The organism is Oscillatoria sp. FACHB-1406 (genome assembly GCF_014698145.1).
GTDB lineage: Bacteria > Cyanobacteriota > Cyanobacteriia > Cyanobacteriales > Spirulinaceae > FACHB-1406.
This window is the reverse complement of sequence record NZ_JACJSM010000001.1, coordinates 67,096-89,406: the sequence shown is the minus strand read 5'-3', so window position 1 is coordinate 89,406 and position 22,311 is coordinate 67,096. Positions and strand designations below refer to the sequence as shown.

Annotated in this window: 15 protein-coding genes; 5 read left to right on the top strand and 10 right to left on the bottom strand. The window is 50.4% G+C overall.

From position 1 onward, the window contains the following. Positions 1–122: 122 nt before the first annotated feature. The 3 genes from H6G50_RS00360 to H6G50_RS00350 form a co-directional block, all read right to left on the bottom strand. Positions 123–497, bottom strand: coding sequence for a hypothetical protein (locus H6G50_RS00360; protein WP_190712166.1), 375 nt, complete (start codon positions 495–497; stop codon positions 123–125). Between the two features lie 64 nt (positions 498–561). Continuing rightward, positions 562–2,241, bottom strand: a complete 1,680-nt coding sequence (locus H6G50_RS00355) for a DUF3685 domain-containing protein (protein ID WP_190712164.1) — start codon at positions 2,239–2,241, stop codon at positions 562–564. Positions 2,242–2,473: 232 nt separating this feature from the next. Next, positions 2,474–3,526: a hypothetical protein gene (locus H6G50_RS00350; protein ID WP_190712162.1), complete on the bottom strand. Its 1,053-nt coding sequence runs from the start codon at positions 3,524–3,526 to the stop codon at positions 2,474–2,476. A gap of 247 nt (positions 3,527–3,773) precedes the next feature. Between H6G50_RS00350 and H6G50_RS00345 the strand changes: the two genes are divergently transcribed. Then, a complete protein-coding gene (locus tag H6G50_RS00345) occupies positions 3,774–7,118 on the top strand; it encodes a pentapeptide repeat-containing protein (RefSeq protein ID WP_347239834.1) in 3,345 nt (1,114 codons plus the stop codon). 45 nt (positions 7,119–7,163) lie between these two features. Here the strand turns inward: H6G50_RS00345 and H6G50_RS00340 are convergent, their stop codons facing one another. Further along, the gene (locus tag H6G50_RS00340; RefSeq protein WP_190712160.1) at positions 7,164–9,221 is read right to left on the bottom strand and encodes a thioredoxin domain-containing protein; all 2,058 of its coding nucleotides are present in this window, start codon (positions 9,219–9,221) and stop codon (positions 7,164–7,166) included. 339 nt (positions 9,222–9,560) lie between these two features. Further along, positions 9,561–10,784, bottom strand: a complete 1,224-nt coding sequence (locus H6G50_RS00335) for an SUMF1/EgtB/PvdO family nonheme iron enzyme (protein ID WP_190712158.1) — start codon at positions 10,782–10,784, stop codon at positions 9,561–9,563. 131 nt (positions 10,785–10,915) lie between these two features. Between H6G50_RS00335 and H6G50_RS00330 the strand changes: the two genes are divergently transcribed. Together H6G50_RS00330 and H6G50_RS00325 are read left to right on the top strand one after the other, a co-directional pair. Then, positions 10,916–12,217, top strand: coding sequence for a homoserine dehydrogenase (locus H6G50_RS00330; protein ID WP_190712155.1), 1,302 nt, complete (start codon positions 10,916–10,918; stop codon positions 12,215–12,217). 7 nt (positions 12,218–12,224) lie between these two features. Continuing rightward, complete coding sequence (locus H6G50_RS00325) at positions 12,225–12,662, top strand: Uma2 family endonuclease (RefSeq protein WP_190712153.1); 438 nt, start codon at positions 12,225–12,227, stop codon at positions 12,660–12,662. Here H6G50_RS00325 and H6G50_RS00320 read toward each other — a convergent pair. From H6G50_RS00320 to H6G50_RS00310, 3 genes are all read right to left on the bottom strand, one after another. Then, positions 12,659–14,131, bottom strand: a complete 1,473-nt coding sequence (locus H6G50_RS00320) for a BCD family MFS transporter (protein WP_242032652.1) — start codon at positions 14,129–14,131, stop codon at positions 12,659–12,661. The two genes, H6G50_RS00325 and H6G50_RS00320, sit on opposite strands and share 4 nt — an antisense overlap. 163 nt (positions 14,132–14,294) lie before the next feature. After that, entirely contained in the window at positions 14,295–15,524 is a 1,230-nt protein-coding gene (gene tuf / locus H6G50_RS00315) for an elongation factor Tu (protein WP_190712151.1), read from the bottom strand. Positions 15,525–15,779: 255 nt separating this feature from the next. Then, positions 15,780–16,526: a hypothetical protein gene (locus H6G50_RS00310; RefSeq protein WP_190712148.1), complete on the bottom strand. Its 747-nt coding sequence runs from the start codon at positions 16,524–16,526 to the stop codon at positions 15,780–15,782. An 825-nt stretch (positions 16,527–17,351) separates the two neighbouring features. On the opposite strand from H6G50_RS00310, the gene H6G50_RS00305 reads away from it, so the two are divergent. Then, a complete protein-coding gene (locus tag H6G50_RS00305; RefSeq protein ID WP_190712146.1) occupies positions 17,352–17,555 on the top strand; it encodes a hypothetical protein in 204 nt (67 codons plus the stop codon). Positions 17,556–17,633: 78 nt separating this feature from the next. On the opposite strand, the gene H6G50_RS00300 is transcribed toward H6G50_RS00305, so the two are convergent. After that, positions 17,634–18,914: a hypothetical protein gene (locus H6G50_RS00300; RefSeq protein WP_190712145.1), complete on the bottom strand. Its 1,281-nt coding sequence runs from the start codon at positions 18,912–18,914 to the stop codon at positions 17,634–17,636. A 282-nt stretch (positions 18,915–19,196) separates the two neighbouring features. Next, complete coding sequence (locus H6G50_RS00295) at positions 19,197–19,904, bottom strand: hypothetical protein (RefSeq protein ID WP_190712143.1); 708 nt, start codon at positions 19,902–19,904, stop codon at positions 19,197–19,199. Positions 19,905–20,413: 509 nt separating this feature from the next. On the opposite strand from H6G50_RS00295, the gene H6G50_RS00290 reads away from it, so the two are divergent. Next, complete coding sequence (locus H6G50_RS00290; protein WP_190712141.1) at positions 20,414–22,216, top strand: GGDEF domain-containing response regulator; 1,803 nt, start codon at positions 20,414–20,416, stop codon at positions 22,214–22,216. The last annotated feature ends 95 nt before the right edge of the window (positions 22,217–22,311 follow it).

Genomic DNA, 22,311 nt, shown 5'->3' with positions numbered 1-22,311 from the left:
AAATCGGGAAATCGAACCCAGTTTAGCATTAGCACCTCGTTAAGAGTGAAGGGCTGACACCTTTAGTCCCCCTTCAAAAACAATTATTCCCCAACCAACAATCAATTCTCGACAGGCTCGCTTTAAAACCTCGGCCCGAACTTTTCCGACCATTGGCTCATTCCCGGCAAACGCAGCGACTTTTTTCGCCATAAGCGCAGCATCAAACCCAGACAAGTCAGAGTATAGCCCGACGCAAGCAAGCCGTCGAGAAAGAGCAAGCGAAATTTGATGATTTCTGAAGTTTGAGCCGCTCCAACTGCAAAGGAAGTATAAGCAAGCAGCCAAGCGAGGGCTAAGGTAATGGCTAAACGACTGACAGCTTGCTGTTCGCGATCGCCTTCTTGACGGACAAGCATCCACAACGCTGGAACGATCCCCAGCACGGGGATCAAGCAAAAATACATCTGCAAGCGTTTAAGCGGTTTTTCTTGGAAAGGATCGGTATGATTTGTCATAACGCATGGAGTGGGGCGAGCCTCATCACTTTAATGCTAGCGCGAGTATGAATTGAATCCAGAATTAAGAGCGTTTATCGGGGCGAGTGCGTTTGCCGTAACGGTTATCCTGTAGAGTGCTGCCGAAACCTTGGAGAATTCCGCGCCCGACTAATCCAATTGCTTTGCCTAAAACTTGAGTGAGGAGATAGACTGCACCGCTTCCTAGGAAAGCAATTCCGGCGCGCAGTCGCGGCGCGATCGCGTCTCGAGCTTCAAGAATAATGGTGGCTAACCAGCGCAATCCTTGTAAGTTTTCAAGTTCCTCGCGGCGTGATGCAAAAACATTGAAAGTTCTAATCGCATTATGCTCGAAACCGAGCAGGCGATAACGGCTTTCAAAGATAGCTTTGGGGTCTTCGATATAGTAGTTTTGACGGTATTGCCAGGATAAATCGTTACGAAAACGGGCGATTTCTCGGGACGACCAGTAACGGCGTTGGTAAAGGTTATAAATAAGCGTGCTTTCTTCAGGAAAATTATTAAGGAGGAATTGCACGACGCTATTCGCGATCGCGATAATGGCGTTATCGAGCAGGAGGTTGGCTCGCACGATCGCTTCGGGGGTTTCGCTACTGTAAGGAACGCGATCGATAATTAAAGGCGCTCTGTATAACAAATAAGTCAATAAGTCAAGAGATAAAGGGAGTTTCTGAAGCGTTACGCTCTCAATTTCCAAGGAATCTTGCAGCGCGATGGCCGGGAGTGCAGGAACGATCGCGGCGGTGCGATACTGACCGATAAATTCAAGGACGCAACTTTGCCAAACTTGTTGAAAGAACTGAACCCGGCGCTCGGGTAACTGTTCGGGAGCAATCTCTAAAAATCGCCACTTCTCGATAATATCCTGCGTCCGATGCAGCACTAAATAAAGCAATTCTCGTTGCTTTTCCGGCTGAAGAATCTCGATTTCTAAAGTTTGACCGCTGCGATTTTCCATTCCTATTTTAATTTGAGTCGAAGCGCGATCGAACAGAGAAGCGGCGGTCGGGGACGGAAGATCGGGAGTAACGATCTCCCCAATCCGAACGGCTTCTAGCGCTCCTGACGTTTCGCCGCCGGAACGGGAGGAGAATTCGGGAACGATAATCGTCCAACCGGGGGAGAATTGCGCGATCGCAACGCGGGCGGCGCGTAATTCTCGCTGTCGCCCCGTCCAAAACAGCCAACCCACCGTTCCTAAATGCTCGTCAGCGAGCTTTTTTGCGATCTCCTCCAATTCAGTATCAATGCGATCGAGTCCGGTTTGACAGGACGCATACAGCCACGATTGAAAGCGATTGGCGGGCCATCCGGAGACAACGGGCATTCCCACAGCGATAGCAGGCGACCAATAATCGCGATCGGCAGCAATTTGTCGGATTGCTGCAACAATTTCCTCAATCGTGCTGCTTTTCGGGCAGTAACCGGCGAACCCCTCAGAGCGCAGTTGGTGGAGTTGTTGGGCGTTGGGAGGCGCGCAGAGGGCGAGTCTGCGAGCTTCTGGGTAAAGGCGCGCGATCGCTTCCCCTTGTTGCAAGATTGACGATAAACTCCCTTCAATTGCGGCAACGCGGGGACTGACTCCGGGAAGAGCTTCGAGAGGGGAATTCGCGATCGCTTGGCTGACAACACGCAGATCGGGGCAATCGCGCAAGGCAGCGCTTAATCCCTGTTGGAATAAGGGTTCCTCGTTGACCAATAATAAGTCTATGGTTTGAGTCATTTTTAATCTCCGAGGAAACCCTATAGATCGCACAACAGTTAATTGTTACTGCCAATTACAAATTACGCCTAATGTGAATTAGAAGCCAGAAAGATCGATCTTACTGTTCTTTCCCCCCTCGCATTTTCCCCCTTTAGTAAGGGGGGTTAGGGGGGATCGGGAGAGGGGCTGGGGGTGAGGGAAATCAAGGCTTTTCGATAATGCACATCAGACGTAAATTACCAACTACGAATTATCCTTGAATTTTTGCCTGCCAAACCTGGACGCGAGTTTGAGCTTGGGCGAACAGGGGACTGTGAGGGTCGATTTTACGGACGGTTTCTAGGGCTAAGAGGATAGCTTTAACATCATTTTTTTGCGCCGATTCCGAAGCGCGACTGAGCGCAATCCAATCTTGGGCTTCTTGGTAGAGGGCATCGCCTTGGGGAATCGCCTTCGCCGTCGCGATCGCACCTGCATAATCTTCCTGCTGGAGGCGTTCGGCGGTCATCTGCAATAACGTTCGACTCCACAGCGTTTGGGCGCTTTTTGCTTCTCGACCGACATAGGTACTGGAATCGACTTTTTTCGCCAGCGCAATCGCCTCTGCCAAAGATTCAGAGTTCGGCGTTTGGGCCAAATCCCGAGCCATTTGCAACGTTGTTGTCGCTTCCTTTTCCTTGCCCAAGCGCGTTAACAATTCGATCGCTCGTTGCTTGCGCCAATAGTCAATCTTAAACGTCGAAAAACCCTCAATTTGCTTCATCGCCGCTTTCCACTCCCGATGTTGCAGCGCCGTTTCAAACTGAGCGACCGTTTGTTCGCCCCGCTGCCACTCCTGCTGCCAAGCCGCGATCGCCAGACGAGCTTCCGGATACAAGGGACTTTTCACCGGAATCTTGTCCGTCAAATCGAGAGCAGCTTCCAAACGCCCAGTATTGAGTTGGTGTTGTGCTAGATTGAAAAGCATACTCGACCAATCGCGCAGGAGGGTCTGACCTTCCACATACAAGGGATGACTTTTGTCCCAACTTCCTACCAGGTCTATGGCTCCGAGCAAAGCCTCTAAGTCACCCGATTCAGCAGCAACTTGGATGCAGTAAAGGCGTTCGCTATCGGAAGTCATCGGCAGAATGGTCTGACAACTACTCGCCGACCAATGGCGAAATAGCCATTTTGTACCCAGTCCGGTCGTTCCAATGAGCAGGAGTGCTGCGATCGACCACAGATGGAGCAACTGCCAACGACTGCTCGTATTTCTTTGGGGCGATGCCGAATTCCGCTCGAAGTGGGAACGGTCGTGCAAAGTGCGAACCAGCCGGATCGTTCGCTGGTTCCCCTTTCGCGGGGTTAACTGAAGTAGACTAGCGCGCCCAAACAGGGAGCGAAGAGCAATAAACTGCCGGGTGAAGGAGGAGAACTTAACCACAAATCCAGATTGCTGTAGATTCTCTTAAGAGATTTAATTCGATTATTTTTCTCTATATGTCTCTCCAAGTCAATGTTTTTAGGAAGCGATCGGCTTTTACAGGTCGAACCGCTCGATCCGATAGGTGTCTTCGGAGGACAAGTTCGGCTTTAGCGACCAAGTTTTCCTCAAAAATAATGAAATGAGCTTCAATATTCGGCAATGGCTGGTAGATCGCCAAATCGACCTCGACAATCTTTTGAGTCCGGGTGTGGAAGTTTCGGGGGTAGCATTTCGCGCGCTCCAAGAAATGGAACTCAAAAGCCTCACCCCTTTCGATATTTGTTCGGTCGCGGATGTTTTGGAATTACCTTTGCGAGCGAGCGTTCGAGTCGCCAAGCCCATCGCCCAACTAACCGTCAGTTTGCTGCGCCTCGCCAGCCGCAAAAAAACGCTCAAACGCTCGGAAGGAACGTGGTTGACCTTTCAAATCGCCTACCTCAATGCGTTGCAGGAGATTTTAGAGCAAGAGGCGCGCCTGCGACGACCGTGGATTCATCGCGCTAATGTTCCCGTCGGCGAGGAGACTGCCCGCCCTTTTAGCGATCCTTATTTACAAGGATTGTTACAAACGCTGCGTCCCGGCCGCCTCAGCGATAGTCAAGCCGAACAAGCGCTAGTAGAGGTGGGAGATTCGCTGTTAGTGCAGCAAATGAATAAGTTGACGATCGGGTGGCTAGTGACGAATGGAGCAGAGGAAACGGAAGCGCAACTAATCGCCCAACGCTTAACGGACGGACTACCCGGGCATTTACTGGCGGTAATTGCGGAAAATGCCATCCCGCTTGCCCAATTGCAGAAGTTTGTAGGTCTGGGCATACCGCTCGTTGGCGATGGAGATCCCGAGAGCGAGCTACCGGATTGGACAATCGACCTCGAACGCGAACGCTACCGCGCGCAATTGATGAGAATGTTAAGCGAACCGATGTTCGGCGCAACCTTCTCTTTGCAAGATTTATACGTTCCTCTCAAAGGTGTTCCCGTATTGGTAGATGCTGCCCTCTCCTGGGAGGGCGAGGCATCTGAGGAAAACCGCATTGATTTATATGAATGGGCGATCGCGCAACTACAAGACACTCAGAGTCTCGCCGCGATTGAAGCGGAGTCCGGCGGTGGCAAATCGAGTTTTTGTCAAATCTTCGCCAGTCGAATCGCCCGCGAGCGCTATCCGGAGTGGATGCCGATTGTGATTCGTTTGGGCGAGGTAGAACTGGGCGAAACCTTGGAACAAACTCTGGAAAGCTTGCTGCCTCAAGGACGCTTTTCAGAAGCAGATGGGTGGCTATCTCCTCAGTCGCCGCCTTTATTGTTAATTTTAGATGGACTGGACGAACTGCCCCCCTCGCCGTACAAATTGCGCCACCACCATACTTTAGTGGACCAAGTGATGCAGTTTCACGCTCAATGCCTCAGCAGTCAGCCCCCTCTCAAACATAAGATTTTGTTGACCGGCAGCCCGAATTTTTTTGAGGGGTTGAGTCGCCGCTATCGGGTCGGAAGCTTTTTTCCCCTACAAGCCCAACTCCAACGCCTTTCGATTCAACCGATGGATCGAGGCGCTTTACAGCAATGGTTCGTTCAGTGGTCGAAGTTGCAATCGAAGCAAATTTCCCATCGTTATTTTACTTTTTTGCGATCGCTCGGTTTGTTCGGCAAACGCTTTCCCAATTCCCAGTTGGCGCGGCTAGTCCATCAGCCCTTAATGCTTTATTTATTGGGAATCTTGCACCGCGATGGTTTGCTCGATGGGGAACTGTTTGAGATGTCGCTGCCGCAATTTAAGTTTGAAGTCTACGAACGGCTTACCCGCTGGTTGCTGGGAGAGTCGCGCGGGCGGAAATTTCTGCCGGAAGGAGTACGGGAGGGTATGGCTCATGCCAATCGCGGGGCGGACGCGATCGCGTCACTTTTGGCTGGCAGACCGTTACGAGAAGCACGCGAATCGATTCAGCAGTTTGCTCTCACCCTCTGGCACACTGGAGCCTGGAAAATTGACTCGGACGGAACGGAGGATAAGGCGAAACTGACGACTTTGCCATCGCTGGGTTTACCCCTACCCCCAATGTTTTTTTCGCGATCGACTCCGCCGTCGGCAGAATATCGAGATGGAATTTGGAGCGCGGAGCGCAGTTACTCGAGCAGTGGCATTTGGGATCATCGTTTTCTGGTTCCGCAAGGACCCAGCCGGATTACTTTCTCTCACCTCAGTTTGGGGACATCTCTAGCCGCAGGTGCGATCGCGCGTAATTTACAAGCCTTAGTTCGGTCAAAGCGCGATCGCTACGGCGAAGTCGCGTTTGAGGTTGCCTCAGCCTTGGATGTCGCTCGCCATCTTTACGAACTACTCGGTTACGGACTCTTATCGATGGAACTCGAAGAACTTTTGGTCGAATCGCTGTGCCGTGAGGAAAAGCGCAGTAAGGAGTTTTCGCTAATCGGTTTGTGCGATCGCCTCGAACGCTTTTATCGCTCCCACTGTCAGGGACGCTGGGTTGATGAAGGCATTGCCCATGAAGCCTATGGCCGCTTGCAAGCGCTCGGAAATTCACTCAATGTCTTGCAGATCGATGCCGCTGTTGGTTTGAACGTTTTTCTGCTGCTGTGTTCTCTGTCCCGCGCCACTAGCGTACCGTTTTGGCCTTGCGGCAACCCCAACCAGCCCCAAGGATTTGATGCCGATCGCTTTGCCAGCGCGATCGCGCGTTCTGCTGTTCTCTCTCCCACCTGCTTTTTCGAGCGGGCGCGCCAAGGTTTGAGCCAACTTCAATTAGTCGGCGCTCGCTTGCATCGGATTATGCTCCCCCAAAGTAACTTCGCGGGGGCCAATCTATCGATCGCCGAACTCTATCGAGCGAATCTCGTCTCAGCCAACCTCTCGGGAGCGAATCTCTCCTGGGCGAGTTTAGCCGGAGCGGATCTCCACAATTGCAATCTGGCGCGAGCCAATTTAGAAGGAGCGAATCTTTCCCAGGTGAATCTGTTAGGTGCAAACCTCGATCGCGCTAACCTTGCTAATGCTTGCTTGTTTGGTGCCAAACTCGAAGAAGAACAGCGCCAACTCGCCCGCCAGCAAGGAGCATTTTTTTCCTGGGACGCTTTTCAAGAGTACAGCCAATCTCTGGCGAACAACTTTCGCAATGGCGACTTACTCGATTCCGGCGCAGCGAACTTTTTGGAGATGGACTCAACGCTACACATCCAAGTGGCGGAAGGAGAACCTGTACTGCCCAGCGAGTGGGAAACTCAGCCCTGGGAAAAGGTAGAATCTGAAAACGTTCAGCACGCCAGACCGAGCAAAATCGATCCGGACGCAGCCACCCTGGCTGAGGATGCGCTGGTTGCCAAAATTGGCAACTCTATTGCCGAAGCACCTACCGTTGCGGTTGAGGATGACTGGAATCCCGACGCGCAGACGATTGTGGATGGATAGGTTAATATTTTCTCGCGCGCGGGCGCAGGATTCTTTCGAGTTCGATTAACTTGATTTTAATAATTGTATTAACGCTTCGCGAGACTCGATCGGTTGTAAGCACGCTTCGCCGCGACAAACAATCGCTATCTCGCCTTCAGGCAGTTCCGCACTGACTTGGTAAGTAGTTCTGGGAAAATACTCAGCCGCCAACCATTTTATGTCTTCAGCGCTGGCACGAACGAGCGTTCCGTTAAGATACCAGTCAAGGGCAGAAAATAAGCTCGGGCAAGCTTGGGGCGATTGCTGCATAATGCTGCTGAAGGCTTGCAACCCGCGTCCGGCTCGCTCGCGATATTGCTGTTTATCGAGAAGCAAGGCGAGGCGAACTAAATTCGCGATCGCGATACCATTGGCTGAGGGCGTAGCATTATCGATATAGCTGCGTTCTCTAATTAACAGGTCGCGACTTGCTTCTTTAGCGGTATTGTAATAGCCTCCCATTTCCTCGCTCCAGAGCAATTCATCAAATTCAGCTTGCAAGCTGATGGCTCGTTCTAACCAGGGGTAACTTTTACTCCCTAGCACTGCACTGGCTTGTTGAATATCGAGTAAGGCTTTAATGAAAAAGGCATAATCTTCCGATTGGGCGGGAACCGCGATTTTGCCTTCGTAGTTGAGGCGGTAGAATTGTCCGTTAACCCGTTGCGCTTCGAGGATACTATTGGTTGCTTTGGCGGCGAGGTTGAGCCAAGAAACGCAATCGAGGGCTACGGCTGCCCGAGCGATTCCGGAGATCGCTAAACCATTCCAGGCGACGATCGCTTTCACATCAGTTACGGGGGGAATTCTACCTTTCCAATGCCCCTGTTTGGCTTCTGCATTATTGCGCGCTGGTGGAAACCGAACTAGGGCTTCTCGGCTATCTCCATATCGCAATTTAAACAGCTTTCCGAGGGCATTCTCCTGCTTTTTGGTTAATTTTGACTTTTGCTGTCTTTGGAGGACGTTCTGACCTTCAAAATTGCCTTCTGGACTCAAACTAAATGCGGTCTGCAACCCCTTAAATTCCAACTCCGTCATTAAACCTTCCATGATGCGGTAGGGCCAGAGATAGAAATTGCCTTCTTCCGGTTCGCTGGCTTCTGGAGTGGGGAAGTTATCGGCATCTTGGGCGGCATAGAAACTGCCTCGGGCTGAGGTCATCTCTCGCGTCAGCCATTCGATGGTTCCCGCGATCGCGCGTTCGTAAAAAGGCTCCTTAAAGCCGTAACTCCACAAATTCGACAAATATTCAAGAATTTGACCGTTATCGTAGAGCATTTTTTCAAAATGCGGGATCGTCCAATTGGAATCGACCGTATAGCGGTGAAATCCGCCCGCTACATGGTCGTAAATCCCGCCGAGAGCGAGATCGTCACCGCGCTGTCGGGCAACTTGTTTGGCATCGCCGTAGGGGGAACGGATGCCAAAGCGACTGCCTTCAAGGACGAGAAAACTGTAGGGCATCATCGGGAAGCACGGACTGCCGTACTCTTTGCGTCCGACAATTTGCGTGCTGGTTTCGATGCCTTGCAGCAGGAGGCGATCGCTGGGAGCATCGGTTAAAGGAGATAGATGAACTCCGCGCTCTAAGGTACTGAGGATCTCGCGTTTAAAGTTTTGTAACTTTTCGGTTTCGACTTTGTAAAATTGTTGCACGGCTTGCAGCACTTTTAAAAATCCCGGACGGCTGTAACGCGGTTCGATGGGAAAGTAAGTGCCGCCGTAAAAGGGGACGAGATCGCCAGGAGTCAGAAAGATATTGAGAGGCCAACCGCCCTGCCCCGTCATGGCTTGTAGGGCTTGCATATAGATGCTGTCGAGATCGGGGCGTTCTTCGCGATCGAGTTTAACCGGCACAAAGTGGGCGTTGAGGTAGTCGGCGATCGCGCGATCGGAAAAAGCCTCTCCTTCCATCACCGTACACCAGTGACAACTCGAATACCCAACCGATAGAAAAATGGGCTTATTTTCTGCATCCGCCTTGGCTAAGGCTTCTTCGCACCAAGGCCACCAGTCAATGGGGTTCTCAGCGTGTTTGCGCAAATAAAGACTTTGAGATTGTGCAAGGCGATTAGACATAGCCAAGTAGGTTCAAACTACACCTAGCTAGTCTACCCTGCTGGATTTGAAATTGCTAAGGGGGGAAGGAATAATTGATAATTGATAATTGACAATTGACAATGGATAACGTCTTGGGTAATGGATAATTGACAATGGACAATGGATAACGTCTTGGGTAATGGATAATTGACAATGGACAATGGATAACGTTTTGGATAATGGATAACGTCTTGGGTAATGGATAATTGACAATGGATAACGTCTTGGATAATGGACAATATAAAGAGCAATTAATTTGTACGAACTTTGTCCATTATCAATTATCCATTGTCAATTCTAATGTATAACTTTATAAGCTTATCGGGCGCAACGAAACCCCGCTAAAATCTGCCGCACGCTGGGATGATACCAATTGCGAAAACTCGACCGCAAAGCCCAAGGTCGCGTTGCCCAACTGCCGCCGCGCAGAACGCGGTGTTCTCCATCGAAGTAAACTTCCGAATAACCTCGATAGGGATAAAACTTAAATCCTGTATAACCGGCAAACGTGGAAGCCGTCCACTCCCACACATTACCTAACATATCTTCGCAACCGTAGGGACTTTTGCCTTGAGGGTAGGCGCTGACGGGAGTGGTACGTCCGCTTCGACCGTTATGGTTGCACGTACCGGCATCCGGCGGGGCAGTTCCCCACGGATAGGGTGATTTTTTGCTAAGCGCCGCATCCCAACTCGCTGCTTTTTCCCATTCTGCCTCCGTGGGTAAGCGCTTGCCGACGAAGTTAGCATAAGCTTCTGCTTCGTAAGCACTCACGCCGCAGACGGGGCAATCGTCGCCATCGGCTGCGTATAATGGGCGATCGACGGGATTGGCTTGCAACCACTGCCAGCCTGCCTCCGACCACCATTTTCGCTCTCGATAGCCGCCCGCTTCGATAAAATACCAATATTGGGCGCAAGTAACCGGATAGCGATCGATCTCAAAGCTATCCAAATGCAGCCGCCGAGAGGGACGTTCGTGATCTTGGGCTTCGATCGCGTCCCAGCCGAGATTGAATTCTCCGGCGGGAATCGCAATGGTTTCAGTAACAACAGCGGAACGGGAAACCGGAGGTGCAGGAAGATCGGCTTTTCGAGTGCGATGTAACTGTAGGATAAAGGTGATAATCTCTGCGTGCTGGCTTTCGTGTTGGATTAACCAGCGCCAGAGGCGTTCTTCCGGGACGATGGCTGCGGTTTCTAAGTAGTCTAGAACGCGGCTTCGGACGGTGTGGAGATAGTCCAAAATAATGGGTAAATCCGGTAAATTCTGGCGTTGCGCTTTGGGTAAGGCATCGGCGGCGAATAGCTTTCGATATTGCGGAAATAAGGGTGTTTGTCCGGCGCAGCCCTCGAGAATCCAACAGGCTTCGATAAAGGCAATATGCCCTAAATGCCATCCGACCGGACTAAATTCAGGATGGGCTTGCTGGCAGAAGGTCGTCGCATCGATGCCTTCATATAAAGCTAGGGTGGATTGACGGCAGGCGATCGCAGCTTCGCGAAGATCGTCTGAGAGCGATCTCGTGGGGGTCGGGTTCACAGTCTAGACAGCACTCGAATAGCTTTGATGTTAAGTTTAACAGACTGGAGGGGAGCGATCGGATTCGGACTCGCTGCCCGTCCCCGATTCGAGCTACACTAAGCGAAGAAGTAGAGATTGTCGTTGAAATTGTGACGTTTAAAGTCGGTTTGCTCGGATTGGGAACGGTAGGAACGGGAACGGCGGAAATTTTGTTGAACCCGGAAGGACGCTATCCGCTGGTGCAAGAGGTAGAAATTGCGCGCGTGGGCGTGCGATCGCTCGATAAACCCAGAAGCGTGCCAATTCCATCGGAACTGATAACTACAGATTTAGAAGCGATCGCAACCGACCCAGAAATCGAGATTGTGGTTGAATTAATCGGCGGGCTGGAACCGGCGCGATCGCTGATTCTTAAAGCCATTGCTGCCGGAAAGCACGTCGTCACTGCCAACAAAGCCGTCATCGCCCGCTACGGCGACGAAATCTACACTGCTGCCAATCGAGCGGGCGTTTATGTGATGCAAGAAGCTGCCGTCGGCGGCGGTATTCCCATCATCAAGCCCCTGAAAGAGTCCCTCGGTGCTAACCGCATCGCCCGCGTGACGGGAATTGTCAACGGTACGACGAACTATATTCTCACGCAGATGACGCAGGCGGGAGCCGATTTCGCTGATGTCCTCGCCGAAGCCCAAAAACTTGGCTACGCCGAAGCGGATCCGACCGCAGACGTAGATGGACTTGATGCGGCCGATAAAATAGCTATCCTCGCTTCCCTTGCCTTTGGCGGGCGCATCAAGCGCGAAGACATTCACTGCGAAGGCATTCGTCAAGTCAGCGCCGCCGATATCTCCTACGCCGATAAATTGGGCTTTGGGATTAAATTACTGGCGATCGCGCAACAAATCCAGAGCGAACCCGAAATTGCTTTGCAAGTGCGCGTTCATCCGACCCTCGTCCCCAAAGACCATCCCCTCGCCAGCGTTAACGGCGCTTATAACGCTATCCTTATTGAAGGCGAACCTATCGGACAAGTGATGTTCTTTGGCCCCGGTGCGGGTTCTGGGCCGACCGCTAGCGCCGTTGTTTCCGATATTCTCTGCATCGTCGGCATTCTCAAAAGCTGTCAGACTGCGGGTTCCCTCAATCCGCTACTGGGCTGTTCCCATCAGGAGTACCATAGCGTCGCCCCGCTTTCAGAACTCGTTACCCGTTTCTATGCTCGCTTTCTTTGCGGCGATCGACCCGGCGTAATCGGACATTTAGGCACTTACTTCGGTCAAAATGATGTCAGTCTCGAATCCGTCGTTCAGATTGGGTTCCAAGGGGATTTAGCCGAAATTGTCGTCGTTACTCACAACGTGCGCGAAGGGAACTTCCGGCAAGCGATCGAGAAAATCAAAGCCGAAAGCGGCGATAATATTAGTATTGCTAGCGTTCTGCGCGTGTTTTAAGTAAAAATTGGCGGATGTAAGGGCGAGCATTGTCATTTCTGGTTTAAACCCAAACCTCGAAGTCAAAATTAGGCAATGCACTTTAGTCTTATTTTGTCAAGCTATCCTTTTCTCCGAACCCGAACCCGATTTAGTCGTCGCGCGCGGCACGATTTTAGACTACAGCGAAACCCATCCTCGTCCGGAGGACATTTATCTAATCGTCGAAGTTGCCGATTCGACCTTAAAAACCGACTGCGAAATTAAAGATAAACTCTACGCCCGCGCCGGAATTTCTGACTATTGGGTTCTCGATGTCCGCAACCGCCAACTCCATATTTTCCGCGAGCCAACGCCAACGGGTTATACGCGCCATCTTATCATTTCCGAACCCAATCGAGTTGCTCCCCTTGCCTTTCCCCAGAGCGAGATTGCTTTAAGCGAAATTCTGCCTCCTTCAGCTTAATCTAACTCTCCTTCCATTACTGCCGCGATCGCAGCCTTCGCATTTTCCTGAAACTCGCGGATATTCACAAAACTTAAAGCCCAAATCGCAACGATCATACCAACCGCTTGCAGGAAGAAGACGCTACTGTAAGCCAGTACCGGCGAATCAAACGCAACCTTACCGAGATTCAATACCAAACCGCCGAGAAGCGTCGCTAGTCCGCGCGCCATTGCCTGCGCCAAACCCCATGCCCCAATAAACGTTCCTGCCGTTTCTGCTGCGGTTAAATCTAGCATCAAACTGGTAGCCCCCGCCGTAATCATCCCCGAAGAGAGTCCGAATAAGAATAAACCTGTTTTCAACAAACCGGGATTCCGGGCAAAACCCGCCATAATAATTAAGCCAAAACAAACCGCCGCTGCCAAACAGCCGATTTTCGTCGTTTTCTTTTTTCCCAAACGCGGCAGCAGCAAAAATCCGGTACTAGAAATCCCGATTAATGTCCCCATTCCAAAGGGAACGTTGAGTTTTGTCGTTTCCGCGATACACATCCCAAACACTTCGCCGCCGTAGGGTTCTAAGATCGAATCCTGCATGAAAATACTGATGGTTAAAATCAGGAGAAATCCGAAGAATAACCCCGTTTGTCGGCTGGCAGTGAGAACGCGCAAGGCTCGTCCGAGCGTGATTTGGTCTTCGCGAGCGACAATAGAAGAGCGGGAGGTATAACGAGAATAGCGCTTTTCTACGCCAAAAGTTGCCAGCAAACAAAGTCCAAAAACGATCGCGGGCATTAAAGTAAAGACGGGGTTAATTTTCGCTTGTAAAGTTGGAATATCTGCTACTTTACCCGTTTGCGTCGGGTCGTAAGAAATAATCGCCGCGCCGCAGATTTCCGGTTGTTGAAGCAGTGTACCGCTGACAATCGCACCGATGACAATCCCCACCATCAACATCGACCAGACTACACCCACGAGTTGCGATCGGTTATCTTCATCGGAAACATCGACAAGCAAAGCCGCAAAAGGCGTAGAACTAGCACTCAGCGCCAAACCGTACAGCGCGAAAATAAAAGCGAGTACCCCTACCCATCCGTAAGTTTGCGCGCTCCAACCCGTTGCTTGTAAGCTATATCCGACTTGCCATACGCCTTGCAGTGCGACAAAGGATAAGGTCGTGAATAAGGCAGCACCCAGCCAAACATAGCCGGTACGATGCCCGCCCAAAATCGGTTTTGCATCTGACATCTGCCCGAACCATACGCGCGCCGGAGAGACGAATTGGTGCATAGCGATCGCGCCTGCAACCAGGAAAGGCAGCACGGCTAACTCGTCAATCGCAATCCGGTTGAGAACGCCTAAAGTCAGGAGAGACATAATCCCCAACCCCATTTGGAACAGTCCCAAACGGAACATGGTAAAGAGGTTAATTTTGGGGAGTAACGGTTTTGATTCGGCGGTAGAGGAGGGAAAATCTCGATTGGTCATTTTCGAGTCGGCAGGCGCTTTAACGTAACGATCCCAATCTTACTACCAATTTAAAAGGGTGAAGAGGGACTGTTAATTGCAACGTCCCTCACTCACTTTTTCGCGATTGAAATGAGAGACTGTTGTTTATAACAGCCCCTCACTCACTTTTTCGCGGTTGAAATTAGGCGACAATCTGCGAGACGATTCCCGCGCCGATGGTTCGTCCGCCTTCGCGAATGGCAAAGCGCATTCCCGGTTCGATAGCGATTGCTTGGTGCAACTCTACTGTCATATCCGCGCAATCTCCCGGTTTGACCATTTCTACAACGTCCCCTGCTTGCGACATCAGCGAACGAATGGTTCCGGTAACATCAGCAGTACGAAGGTAGAATTGAGGGCGATAGCCGGGAAATAGTGGCTTGTGACGGCCGCCTTCTTTGGCGGTTAAAATGTACGTTCGGGCGATAAACTGGGTATGGGGTGCGATCGCGCCGGGAGCCGCCAGCATCATACCGCGATCGATTTCGTTACTCCGAATCCCCCGCAACAGCACGCCGACATTGAATCCCGCTGGTGCGACTGCCACGGTTTTTTGGAACATTTCGATGTCCGTCACCACCGCTTCGCGAGAACCGCTCGAGCCGATAATTTCGACTTTATCGTTCGGTTTCAGCGTCCCCCGCTCGATTTTACCCGTCGCCACGGTTCCGCGTCCCGCGATCGAGAATACGTCCTCCACTGCCATCAAAAACGGCTTATCGATTTCGCGTTCCGGCGTGGGAATGTAAGCATCTATAGCATCCATCAACGCATAGATGCCATCCACCCAACTATTTTCGCCTCGTTGCAGCTTGGGGTTCGCCACCAGCGCTTGCAGCGCCTTGAACGCAGAACCGGCAAGAATGGGAGTTTCCGCGCCAGAGAAGTCGTAAGCATCCAGCAGTTCGCGCATCTCCAACTCCACCAGTTCCAACCATTCTTCGTCCTCCACCAAATCCTGCTTGTTGAGGAAAACGACTAGGTAAGGAACGCCAACCTGCTTGGCAAGAAGCAAATGTTCGTGCGTTTGCGGCATTGGGCCATCAGCAGCAGAAACCAGCAAAATCGCGCCGTCCATCTGTGCTGCCCCGGAAATCATATTTTTCACGTAGTCCGCGTGTCCGGGACAGTCGATGTGTGCGTAATGACGATTGGCAGTTTCGTACTCGACATGGGCTGTATTAATAGTAATGCCGCGTTCTTTTTCTTCGGGTGCTGCATCGATCTCATCATACCGCTTTGCTTCTGCCCGACCGATCGCTGCTAATGCCATTGTAATCGCGGCTGTCAGCGTCGTTTTACCGTGGTCTACATGGCCGATGGTGCCAATATTCACGTGAGGTTTAGTCAGTTCAAAGGTAGCGCGTACCATGAGAAATAAACTCCTTGGGTTACATCAGTTGAAAAATCATGAAAGTGGATGGTAATTAGCTCGATGTGTTCGAGGGAAGAAGCCCGCGCGAGTTAGAACAAAAGCGTTAAATCTTGTTGCGTAGGGGCATCAATCCCCCATTCCCGATGCGAGTTTGGGAGTCTTTACTTAACCGTTTAAACGAACGCAGCCGTTGGATGTAAGCTTTTGAAGTTGGGGCGCGGCGAATCGTTTTACATCGCGCTATTTAGGGGTTTAACTTGCCTTTTTACGGCTTTTAAGTCTGGCTTTTAATTTCTGCCGAATCGTGCGAATTTCTTTTTTAGTCGCATGACGTTTGTGGCAGGCATAAATCGGCCGTCCGTATTCTTGCTGAGCCGTAGAGTAGGTCAGTTCCGATTGCAGGAGAAGATCGATAATTTTGCCTTTTATCGGCGCACTGCTAAAGGTTACAAAGTACCAAATTCCCTCGATCTGGCGATAGCAGCGATCGCTCCCTTCCCAAAGCCAATCATCGACAAGTTGAAGACGCTCTTGTGGCGCGATCGGAATCAGACATAAAACACCCGTTTCTGGGTGAATATAAAATCGATTTCTCCACTGTCCTTGCCCGCGTACTAAGGGATAGTTTTGACGATGACGAGCGTAGAGAACGCCGTCAATGAAAATAACGTAACGTTCTACGAAATCCCACAAGTGCGAGAGAATATGCTGTCCGGAAAGGGTTGTAATATCCAGCTTATGACACAATTCGCTATAGACTAAATCCCACGGTTTGCCAACTTTAGAATTCAGAAAACGTCGCAGGGGAGCGAGATGGTCGGAAAAGTATTTGGTGCGATTTCGAGTTTTTATGAGGTAGGGTTGTAGCAAACCCTCTTCGCTGGCGACCGCCGTAATTCGGGCTAATTCTTTTTGATAGCCTGTGATGCGAGTCGAACTAATTCGCCTTCCACCGCGAGGCCGTTCGATGATAATTCTATCCAGTCGATGTTCGCTCATGTTTGAGTTTTGTTGCAATTTTGTTCGGTAAAGAAAAATCTAAGAGGGAGAATGACTTGACCGTCACAAAATTCTGTTTTTTGAACATCGCGAAGACCTCCTAACTAAAGCACTACTTTTATGCTACATACATAATACTTGTTTGTCAAGAGGAAGGTATGGCGATCGCGTTTTCGCCAGTTAGGACAACTCTAACAATCGCTTCTAACTCAGTAAAATTATTGAGAGATAGGATTTTGAAGGGTTATGTTTCCGGCTGGGAAAAAAAGTGAAGCTAGCACGAAGCGGGCAACAAGCTGGACGCTAGCAGGGTTCTAAGCCTTAATTCAGCTAGTTTTTAAACTTAATCTTGTCTCATTGGCAAAAAAAAGCGACAAATTGGGAAAGTTTAGGATAATATAGAGTTTTATTAAATGTTCCGGACACTAGAGATTCCCGATGAAAAGCGATTGCCTTTTCCCAGCCGAAGGCGAAGCCAAGCTCCAATCGCGATCTTATCAAAGATGAGATCGTTCTAAATTCTCACTGGGTAGAGATTTGTAGGAATCCGTAACTGAGATCGAACACCTAGCCCTGCGTGCGTCAACCGTTTTCCTTTATTCCCTGTAGAGTCTCAATCGGGGAGAGGGAGCCTATATATAAGCCATCCAAATTCAAGCAAGACTGTCCATCAACGGGGCTGTACGATCGGGCTTATATTCTAGGGAAGAATTTTGGCTGTATTAACAATCGTAGGGATTCAATGCTTGTTTTGATCTGAGTTGCATCATTATAACTCCATCAAAACTTTAAAGATTGAGATAGATACATCAACATCCCATACCTATGATTTCCATTCGCGATATCGTTCAACAGGCGTTGACGACAGGGTGTCTGACCCAAGAAGCAGAAGCGCGCTTGCGAGTGCTTCTACAGCATACGGAATACGGTCTAGAAGACTTACGGGCTTTTATGCGCTTGCAGCGAGCAGTAATGGACGGACAAGTTCGGCAAGAATCTCGCCAACTGGCAAGTGCTGCTTCTTCTTGAACAATCCATTAACCCAAAGCAGCACCTCTGGTTAGCCTTCCTGCTTCTATTCCAAAGTTATAGGGAGGGTGACGCTCATTAGTGGCGAAAATTCGGTAATTCAATTGTCGCTAAAGATCGATGTTTTCTCTCCCGACGGTGGGGATAGACTAGAGGAGCGGGAAAGTTAGATTGTGCTGGGGTTATGACTTCAAACGTCCGTTCTAAGGAGAAGGCGGAAAGTCGTTCTGCTTCGTCATCGATTTCGGAGGGATCTTCTGATTCTGATAACTCCTCGGACTCAACCGGCAGTTGCGATCGCTCCTCAAGAGTTTCAAAGATAGCATCAAAGCCATCGCTCTCGCTCGGTTCGACTTCCCATTCAATCGACTCAAAAGTTGCTAAACAAGAACCTACTACGGGTTCTTCCTCAACCTTAGAGTCGATCGCTTCTTCGTCGGGTTCGTCGCTTTCGGGGAGTTCTTCAGAATCCTCAAGCGATCGCATTTCAAACAGGGTTAACGGCGCGGAAGGGGGTTCTTCACTCGGCACCGAACCGCCCCAATCGGGTAAATTATCAGAGAATTCTACAACCTGTTCGCCCCGAGCCGACCAAGGCTGAATCGGCTGAGTTTTCAGCGGTGTAAACTCCTCCGTTATTTCCTCGCTCGCTTCGGGGGACGAAGGATTCGGACTTTCAGACTCGAAAAGAAATTCCGGCAAACCCCGCTCCAAACACTTATCCAGAGCCGCTTTAAATTGTAACGTGCGGTGTTGCTGGCATTCCAAGCGAGCAGCAAGTTCGCGACTGCGTTGTTCTGCGGTTTCCACGCGATAAGATTGCTCGTTGCAGCGCTGCTGGAGAAGGGCGCAGTCTCGTTCGAGGGCGGCGATGCGATCGCTGGCTGTTTCCAACTGCTGCGAAAGCTGTTCGACGCTGCGAGTCCGTTCTCGCTCGGCGTGCTGAGAGGCTTCGAGTTCGCCGTAAAGGAGGCTAATTTTAGTGCGGGCGGCTTCTAATTCGATCGCGTGCTGGCGACTGAGGGTTTCGACGCTGCGCGATCGCGTTACTTCCACCTGTAAGCCTTCCCGAGCCGTTGCCACTAACTGTTCCAATTCTGCGACCTTCTTTAACAAATCGCGATTGCGCTGGCGTAGTTTCCGAGCCAAAGAAAACCAGTCCGCTTCTTTCAAGCGAGGAAATCGTTCCGGAATCGCGCTGGCCGACGCACCCTCCGGCGCGATACGCTGCTCGAAGCGCTCGACCGCCGGAACTTCGGCAGTTTGGGGAAGCTCGGAACTCTCTGGCTCGAGAGCCGGAACTTCGGCAGAAGTCGAGTCTTCGCGGTTCGGTAAATCAAAGATTCCAGCTTGGCTCATCGCTCTTCAATCGCGCTATTGAATTCTGAGACTTCCCCAACCGCCATAAGAATTTTACTTTCGCAATAATTGGGGTTGCCAATTCCGTCCTGCTCCTAAAAGAGGGTTCCTGCGAACGCTGGGCGATGGCAGACTCCATTCAGGTTCGGGTTATGGAAAAAAAGCTTGTTGCGAGTTAGCAAACTCGCTCGTCATTATACACAATTGTTGCCCATCAACAATAGCACCAGAGCGTCGAATCTTCCCTGGTGCATCGAAAATTGGCAATTGGAGAACCGGGGCTTAAAAGCGACCTGCATTGCTGTCGCTCGTCCACCCTTTCTCAAAAGCTTGCCAATAACCTAACTGATAGCCACTCTGGTATTGAGCGTCATTCAGTCGGTCTGGAACTGGTTTTGGAGCATAAGCACAGTCGCGCACTTGGCGGCAGAGTAATGCGTCCTCAAACCCCCGCTCGTATCCCCGACTGTAACCGTCGTTAAAACGTTCGATTTCTGCCCGGGAGGTATTAGCATCGCGGGCATAATAACCTTCGTGAAATCCCGCCTGAAATCCCGCCTGAAATCCTGCTGAGGCTCGCCGGTCGATTTCATCGCCAAATTCTCCCCCAATGCCGAGAATTTCCGGCAAATAGTCGGTGTTGGCCGATCGCGACTCGAATCCTCTGTTTAAACCCATGCGGTAGCCAACTTCATAACCTTCACCGAAGGCTTCGTTCGCTTCCAGAGCGCTAGCCGTTATCTCGCTGCCGCTCGAAGTTGTTTCCCCTAATACCTTTGGGGCAACCTGAAGATCGACCGAGAATGCTGCAAATGTTACTGCTAATAACAACACGAACTTCATAAGTTTTGAATATCGACCGCCGAATTGAAGACAATAGCGCACTAGGGCAAAAATTTTCCAGACCAAGCTACTCCCCGAATCGAACCGCAAGCCCTTTTTAGAGTGGCGCTCGGAACCGAAGAGGTGTAGATAGGATATAACCCTCATTATCCCAGAGTTTAAAGGCTTTGTGCAGAAATCGTTTACCCTTCTAGCAGGATGGCATTACACCGCGATTAAATTCTCCAAAGGTAGGAAATTTTCATAATTCCGAATAATATAGGTCAGATAAGATCGCTAGCGCACTCAAAACGCGGAGAGATCGGAAATGCGAGTTCGACAGAACCGGGAAGATTAACCTTACGATCGGCTGAAAGCCTCAATCGTTCGCTTAAAAGAGCCTGAATGGGTATCTTAAACAAACGTACCTTCAAGAAGCTCTTACTCGCTCCCTCCCTAAAGTCAGGCGCAAGTGCCGGAAATCGAGCCAAAGTTGTTTGCGCGATCGGGATCGATTATGCCAAGTTTGGTAGGTAAGGGGATTTTCTCGATAAACACGAAGAAGAGCGGGCTGAGGCTGTTGAGGATTCAAATTGGGAAATCCCCCATTCTCCGTTCCCAACTCCCGTTACCATTTACGCATAGAGCCGAGTGCTTAGACCGAGGCAAAACCCGTAATGAATAGCACGAATCGTCATCCATACAAAGCCGATATTTTGGTCGTCGATGATACTCAAGAAAATCTTAGTTTCCTATCGTCGATGCTAGCCCAACAAGGCTATGACGTGCGGATTGCCATCAATGGAGAGATGGGCTTGCTAGCGGCAACCACTGTCGTTCCCGATCTGATTTTACTCGATATTATGATGCCGGGGATCGATGGTTATGAAGTATGTCGGCGCTTGAAAACTGCTGCGGAAACCGCCTCGGTTCCGATCATTTTTTTAAGCGCGCTGAGTAGTTCCTTTGATAAAGTCCAAGCCTTCACCGCAGGCGGAGTCGATTATATTACTAAGCCGTTTCAAGTTGAGGAAGTGCTAGCGCGCATCCAAAACCAACTCAATTTAAGGGCGGCCCTCCAAGAAGTCGTCAAACTGAATAATGCCCTCGAACGTCGAGTTGAAGAGCGCACCCAACAACTCGAAGCCGCCCATATGCGCCTGCTGGAAGTTGCCCTGCGCGATACGCTGACCGGGCTGCCCAATCGTATTTTTTTTCTCAAACACCTGCAAGCAGCCCTCGAACGTGCGAAAACAGAAGCAGGTTATAGCTTCGCGGTACTGTTTCTCGACTGCGATCGCTTTAAAATCGTCAATAATTCCTTCGGTCATCCTGTCGGCGATAAGCTGCTCTGCGATGCGGCTCGCCGCCTAGAAACTTGCCTAGAACCCCAGCATAGCATTGCCCGTTTAGGCGGCGACGAATTTGCAATACTGCTGTCGGGAATTAAGAGTTATACCGATGCGATTGCTGTAGCCGAGAGACTCTTGCAATCGTTCGCCCAGCCTTTTGAAGTGCTGGGTCTCGACGTTTTTATCAGTGCTAGTATCGGAATTGTGTTGAGCGATCGCGGCTACGAACAACCCGAGCATATGCTGCGCGATGCCGATACCGCCATGTATCAGGCGAAAGCCCAAGGAAAAGATTGCTACCAAATTTTCGAGCCAGCAATGCACGCCAACGCCATTCAATTTTTCGAGATCGAACGCGATCTCCGGGCAGCTATTGCAGGAAACGCCCTCGAGCAATTCATCGTGCGTTACCAACCCATTGTTTCCTTAGCCACTGGAAAAATCGCTGGATTTGAGGCCTTAGTGCGCTGGCAGCATCCGACTCGAGGTCTTGTCTCCCCAGTAGAGTTCATTCACGTGGCGGAGGAGACGAGTTTAATTGGGCCGATTGGCTACTGGGTTTTACAAGAATCTTGCCGTCAGTTACGCGCTTGGCAAGAGGGAGGATTTGCCGATGCTTCGATCTCCGTTAGCGTCAATCTTTCTGCACGTCAATTTGCTCAGCCAAATTTAATTGATAAAATCGATAGCATTCTCGAAAAAACTCACCTCAGCCCGAAAAACTTAAAGCTGGAGATTACGGAGAGTGCAATTATGGAAAATCCTCAAACTGCATCGACGATTCTCAAGCAGTTGCGCGCTCGAAAAATTCAGTTGAGTATCGATGATTTTGGGACGGGTTATTCTTCTTTAAGCTATCTTCACGCTTTCCCCGTAGATACCCTTAAAATTGATAAGTCTTTTGTGCAAAGACTCGATAATAACTCGAAAAGCTTGGGGTTAATTCCCGCTATGATTAGTATCGCGCGCACGATGAAAATGGATGTGGTTGCGGAGGGGATCGAAACACCTCAACAGTTGGCATTGCTGCGAGAGCTAGATTGCGACTTTTCCCAAGGTTATTTATTTGCGCCTCCCTTAGAGGTCGATAAAGCTGTCGATTTTATGTTAGTTTCTCCGGAATGGTAACTTCGCTTTAGGCGAACTGTGAATGCGAGCTAGCGAAGTTTTAGTTTGAAGGAAAGAATTCGAGTAGTTTATTCTCTCAAATACCTTTCTTAGAT

What these genes read in the sequence shown, in the direction of transcription:
- H6G50_RS00355 (WP_190712164.1), bottom strand. Translation starts at nt 2,241, where the DNA reads ATGACTCAAACCATAGACTTATTATTGGTCAACGAGGAACCCTTATTC.
- H6G50_RS00340 (WP_190712160.1), bottom strand. Translation starts at nt 9,221, where the DNA reads ATGTCTAATCGCCTTGCACAATCTCAAAGTCTTTATTTGCGCAAACAC.
- H6G50_RS00300 (WP_190712145.1), bottom strand. Translation starts at nt 18,914, where the DNA reads ATGAGCCAAGCTGGAATCTTTGATTTACCGAACCGCGAAGACTCGACT.
- H6G50_RS00295 (WP_190712143.1), bottom strand. Translation starts at nt 19,904, where the DNA reads ATGAGGGTTATATCCTATCTACACCTCTTCGGTTCCGAGCGCCACTCT.
- H6G50_RS00310 (WP_190712148.1), bottom strand. Translation starts at nt 16,526, where the DNA reads ATGAGCGAACATCGACTGGATAGAATTATCATCGAACGGCCTCGCGGT.
- H6G50_RS00360 (WP_190712166.1), bottom strand. Translation starts at nt 497, where the DNA reads ATGACAAATCATACCGATCCTTTCCAAGAAAAACCGCTTAAACGCTTG.
- tuf (WP_190712151.1), bottom strand. Translation starts at nt 15,524, where the DNA reads ATGGTACGCGCTACCTTTGAACTGACTAAACCTCACGTGAATATTGGC.
- H6G50_RS00290 (WP_190712141.1), top strand. Translation starts at nt 20,414, where the DNA reads ATGAATAGCACGAATCGTCATCCATACAAAGCCGATATTTTGGTCGTC.
- H6G50_RS00320 (WP_242032652.1), bottom strand. Translation starts at nt 14,131, where the DNA reads ATGACCAATCGAGATTTTCCCTCCTCTACCGCCGAATCAAAACCGTTA.
- H6G50_RS00305 (WP_190712146.1), top strand. Translation starts at nt 17,352, where the DNA reads ATGATTTCCATTCGCGATATCGTTCAACAGGCGTTGACGACAGGGTGT.